General features: G+C 62.3%; 5 protein-coding genes. 1 reads left to right on the top strand and 4 read right to left on the bottom strand.

Features of this window, described 5'->3' with window-relative positions; genetic code table 11:
- A partial coding sequence (locus VEK15_12070) for an arginase family protein (protein HXV61426.1) occupies window positions 1–993 on the top strand: 993 nt, incomplete at its 5' end.
- A gap of 57 nt (window positions 994–1,050) precedes the next feature.
- On the opposite strand, the gene VEK15_12075 is transcribed toward VEK15_12070, so the two are convergent.
- From VEK15_12075 to VEK15_12090, 4 genes are all read right to left on the bottom strand, one after another.
- Window positions 1,051–2,634, bottom strand: a complete 1,584-nt coding sequence (locus VEK15_12075) for a GNAT family N-acetyltransferase (GenBank protein ID HXV61427.1) — start codon at window positions 2,632–2,634, stop codon at window positions 1,051–1,053.
- 142 nt (window positions 2,635–2,776) lie between these two features.
- Window positions 2,777–3,391 carry a LysE family translocator gene (locus VEK15_12080; GenBank protein ID HXV61428.1) on the bottom strand — a complete coding sequence of 205 codons (615 nt, stop codon included), beginning with the start codon at window positions 3,389–3,391 and terminating at the stop codon, window positions 2,777–2,779.
- A 4-nt stretch (window positions 3,392–3,395) separates the two neighbouring features.
- Entirely contained in the window at window positions 3,396–4,754 is a 1,359-nt protein-coding gene (locus VEK15_12085; protein ID HXV61429.1) for a HAMP domain-containing sensor histidine kinase, read from the bottom strand.
- 71 nt (window positions 4,755–4,825) lie between these two features.
- The coding region (locus VEK15_12090) for a hypothetical protein (GenBank protein HXV61430.1) at window positions 4,826–5,151 on the bottom strand (326 nt) is incomplete at its 5' end.

Raw genomic sequence — 5,151 nt, forward strand, 5'->3', positions numbered from 1 at the left:
GATGGAATGCTACGTGGTCTAGGGGTAATCACGCTCGGCTTGGTCTCGACCCTCGGCTGGGGCCAGGAAAACCGGTACCGAGATTCCGACGGACGCATCCGGGTGGCGCCAGTGAAAATGCCCTACTCCGGGGCACGTAACGTTCCGGAAATCTCTCCCGTGCCCGACTACCTCGAGGCGGGGGGAGTCGTCGCGCTGCTAGAGGAGCTCGGGGCCAAAGTCAAAGAAATCCCCCGCGTGGCGCTGACACCGGAAGAGGAGAACGACTATGGCGAGTGGCATCGTCTCGGGCTCGCGAATTACCATCTCGGTGAGATGGTGGCCGAGAACGAGCGCGATGGTTATCTCACGATCGGCCTGCTCGCGAACTGTAGCTCTTTAATGGGAGTCCTGGGCGGACTTCAGGACTCAGGTCCAACGCGACGGCCTCGAAAGGTCGGGCTCGTCTTCATCGATGCCCACGGCGATTTCAACACTCCGGAGACGACTCTTTCCGGCATGCTGGGCGGGATGCCGGTCGCGGTATCGGCGGGCATGTGCTTGAGGAACCTCCGGATGGAGTCGGGGCTCGATCCCGCACTTCCGACTCGCTACATCGTGATGGCAGCCGTGCGGGACACCGATCCTCTCGAACAGGAGCTCATCGACCGATCCGAGATCGAGATGATCACCGTGGACGACATTCGCAAGCGCTCCGAGAACATCCACGCTCAGATGGAGCGTCTTTCCTCGCTGGTGGATCTCATCTACATTCACATCGATATGGACGTGCTCGATCCCCGAGAAGTCTCGGGACACCCGCTCACCGTCCCTGACGGTCCCACGAGCCAGGAGCTAGCCGACGCGCTCACCGAGATGTTCCGGTACGAGAAGGCGGCCGCTCTTGGCATCGCCTCGACGCCTTCGGGTGAGCGCGACCCAGATGGTCTTTCGCTACAGGCCGCCTACAACCTCGTGCGCGGCGCCATCCGGGGGGTCAAGGAACGAAAGTGAGGCTCAAGAATCGATCCGTTTGGACGGAACCGTCGCCCCGCCTCCGCGAGTGCCGGCTCAAGCACTCTGGGCCCTGTCTTTCGGCTTCGCCCCCGCTGCGACGATATCCTCTCCGTAGGTGACGCGATAGAGATCGAGCCTCCGGTCGTTCCAGTTCTGGACCGTTCCAATCAACCGGTGCCGTGCCAGAAGCGCGGTGTCCACGTCGTGAGTGACCACGGTCTCGATGTTCGGCATGGACTCCGCCGCCACACCGTCGCGGCTGAAGAGGAAATCGCAGGGCGTGTATATCCCCGACTGTCCGTAGTGAACGTCGCCCTCGCCCACGAAAGGCATGTTTCCCACGCAGCCGGCGATGGCGGCATAGACGTGGTTCTCGATGCAGCGTGCCTGGGCGCAGATTCGAACCCGGAGGTAGTCCTCGCGGGAATCCGTGTTGAAAGGCACGAAGAGGATTCGCGCCCCTTTCTCGACGGCGATGCGAACGATCTCGGGGAACTGGATGTCGTAGCCGATGAAGATGGCGACCTTGCCGCAATCAGTGTCGAAGACTCCGACCTCGTCTCCCGCCTGCACCCCCCACCACCGCCTCTCCGAGGGGGTGATGTGAATCTTGTATTGCCGCTCCAGGGTGCCGTCGCGACGGAAGAGATAGGCGGCGTTGTACAAATAGTCGTCCTCGACCAGGAGTTGAGAGCCGCCGACGATGTTCACGTCGTGGCGGATCGCCAGGTTGGTGAAAAGGTCGAGATATTGCGGCGTGATCTCTGCGAGTTTTCTGGCAGCGAGCTCGGGCCGGTCGGGAGCGATGAGCGAGAAGAGCTGCGCGGTGATCAGCTCGCCGAACACCACGAAATCCGACTTGTAGTCGGAGGCGACGTCCACGAAGAACTCGCATTGTTGTGCGAAGTCGTCGAAGCTCTTGATAGTCCGGAGCTCGTATTGAACCACGGTGATTCGCGCCGAAGAGACCTGGAGGAAGCGCTTCCTGCGGTCTGCCACACAATCGATGTTGACCCATTCGAGAAAGGTGGCGTAACCCCGAGACTCGTCGTCGTCGGGAAGATAGTCGGGGATGAGCCTCATGAGCTTGAACCCGTTGGCGAGCTGGACGGTGAGCACGGGGTCGAAGAGCCGCTTGTCCAGCACGTCGTCGACGTACTCCCGCGCCGTCATCTTCTTCGAATGTTTGCCGTAGCCGGGAACTCGACCCCCGATGATGATGCGATAGAGGTTCCTCTCCACCACGAGCTCCTTTCGCTCGTCGTAGAGGCGGCGGGCGAGCTTCATTCCCCGGTACTCGGGGTCCACCATCATCTCCATCCCATAAAGGGTGTCTCCCTCGGGATCGTGATTCCGGATGTAACCGTTGTCCGAAATCTCCTGCCAGTTGTGCCACTCGGAGTACTCGGAGAACTCGACGATGAGACTCGAGCAGGAGGCGACGATCTTGCCTCGATGCTCGATGCAGAGCTGTCCCTCGGGGAATGTGTCGATCTGGGACTGGAGCTGCTCCTTCGTCCAGTTCAACATGCCGGGAAAACATTTGGAATGCAGGGCGATGATCTGGTCGAAGTCCTTGGACTCGATGGGACGGAGCTTGATCCGCTTCTCGAATAATTTCAGATCGATGGCTTTCATAACGACTCCTAGCGAGCCGCCGGCGCGGATGCGGCCCCCGGGGGCCAGGGTCGCGTCAACGAAACGAGGGCACGGCGAGGCAAGTGCATTCTATCAGAGCCAAGGGGTGGCCCTGCAACTCTCGGCGGTTTGCTGTGTTTGCTCAGCGAGCCGCGGCCGCGAAGATCCCCGCTCCCACGAGCGCCCCCCCGCCGATGCGGTTAAGGACCTTGGAAGCGGAGGGCGCTTCGAAGAAATCCCGCGCCCCGGAGGCGAGGAGGGCGTATAGCGTGACGCTCACGAAAGCAAGAATCAGAAACGTGACACCGAGAAGAACCGCTTGCGGAAGGAGGGCCTCGTTTCGGTTCATGAACTGAGGGAGGAACGCGACGAAGAACAGCCCGCTCTTGGGATTCAAAACCGTGACGGTGAAGGCGTCGAGCGCCATCGTCCTTCCACCCTCGACGGCTCGCACCGTGCCCGCATCGAGCGCGGTTGGCTTGCGCCACATCTTGACCCCGAGGTACACGAGGTAGGCCGCCCCCGCGGTCTTCAAGAAAACGAAAAACGTCGCCGAAGCCAGGAGCAGCGCGCCGAGTCCCAGGAGCGACACCCCCATGGCCACGGCGTCGCCGAGAATGACGCCGGTAATCGTCCACATGGCGCTGCTCCGTCCCCGTGAGAGCGCGTAGCTCACGACGAGGAGAATGGTGGGGCCGGGGATGAACAAGAGAACGACACAGGCGACCACGTAGGCGGCGAACATCTCCGCGGTCATGGCCTCAGGCGGCGAAAGGGAGCAAGAGCCGGGCCGTCGTGCCCATTCCCGGTGCGCTCTCGAGCTCGAGGCGGCCCCGGTGCTCGCTGGCGATGGCGCGAGATACGAAGAGGCTCCAGTTCGTCGTCGTTACCCGATCGCGATCGATGCGAAACTCGGGCTCGAACAGGCGCTCCAGCCGCTCCGGCTCGATGCCGTGTCCGTTGTCATGGATCTCGATGACGACCGTGCCGTCCTTCGACCCGCTCCGAAGCTCGATCGTTCCACGGTGCTCGACCGCGGCGGCGGCGTTGCGCAGCAAGTTCGAGATCGCTGTGCCCAGTTGGTCGGGCCGACACCGAAGGGGAGGGACGTCGGCGAGCTTCAGCTCGACATGCACCGAGGTAAGCTCGGCCTCGAGAAACGCGACCGTGTCGCGGCACAGCGTGTTCACGTCCACGACCTGCACTTCGGCGCGATCGAGGTTGGTCAAGCTGCGCATGCGGTCTACCACCTGGATCAGACGCTGGTAGGAGGAGCGTCCCGATTCGATCGCCTCCGACGCAGCGCGGGCTTGCCTCGAATCCTTTTCGAGCGCGCTCTCGACGAGATGCGCGAGCGTCTCGAAAGTGCTCGCCAGAGCGCCAATGGGGCTCCCGAGCTCGTGGCTCATTGCCGCGGCGAAACGGCTTTGAGAGGCCGCGTTCCGCTCGAGCAGAAGGCTCGCCTGGGCGTTCTTCAACGCCTCGAACGACTCCTCCGCACGCACCCGTGCGAGAAACGCGAAAGCGCGCTGGTGATATAGGACGACGGTCAAGCCGGTGGTAATGAGAAGCATCATGAGCGAGAGCACGATAGGAAATGCCTCCCATCCGATGAGAGCCTCCGGACCGTTTGCCACATACTTGGTCACCGCGAAGAGAGACACGATGGCGCACCCGAGGCCGAAGGTTTGAACCGGCTTCATCGGCAGCGCCGCGAGGCCCACGAGGAGCACCAACGTCATGGTGAACGGGAAATGCTGGTCGGGCGTCGTATGGAGAGTCGCCTGGTGGAAGTCGGCACTGGCCTGCATGCCGACGGTCTGGAGCGTCGCGCTCAGGAAGCCGGAGAGCACGCCGAGCCCGCGCGCATGCGCCTGGAGCGATGGAACGAACGAAAGGCCGACGAGGAGACTACCCATGGCGATGAACAGCAGATCCGCCCACAGGCCCGTGATGCCCGGGTACGACGGAAGCCACAACAGGCCCATCGTGAGCATCGCCAGCGGCGCCCCGATGCAGATCGCGCCGATGACGCGAAGGCCCAAGAGGCTCAGCCTTGCGACCTCGGCTCGGAACCTGGGCTCTTTCTCTTCGATCGTCGGAAACAGGTAGCCAAGCACCCAGGCGAGGATACCTCGGACCGTGTCGGCACGGAAACTCGCATGTCGAAGCTCGAAGACTCGAGCAAGCGCTACGTCGATTCGCGATCCGGTTTTCGTCGGAACCAGAATCCTTGCCCCTGAACCGTGGGACCGATCGGGAGCGGGATTCCGGTTATGAGCTGCTTCACGTATTTCAGCTCCTCGAGCGCGGGAGCAAAGAACCCGACGATTTGCTTGCGGGTGCGCCGCTTGGGCCCGATCGGTCGCCAGTCGAGAGAATGTCTCTTTCCGAAATGACCGAGGATGTGTCCCCGCCCGGAGAAAGCCACGAAAGCAGCTGCGATCGATAACGATGGCGGTCGCCGCCGATCAAGGAGTGCAGGCAGCCGGAGTCCAGGACGACGTCGAACTTCTC

The organism is Vicinamibacteria bacterium, assembly GCA_035620555.1.
GTDB lineage: Bacteria > Acidobacteriota > Vicinamibacteria > Marinacidobacterales > SMYC01 > DASPGQ01.

Bases quoted from the DNA above. Each gene is read 5' to 3' on its own strand.
- VEK15_12075 (HXV61427.1), bottom strand. From the start codon at position 2,634: ATGAAAGCCATCGATCTGAAATTATTCGAGAAGCGGATCAAGCTCCGT.
- VEK15_12080 (HXV61428.1), bottom strand. From the start codon at position 3,391: ATGACCGCGGAGATGTTCGCCGCCTACGTGGTCGCCTGTGTCGTTCTC.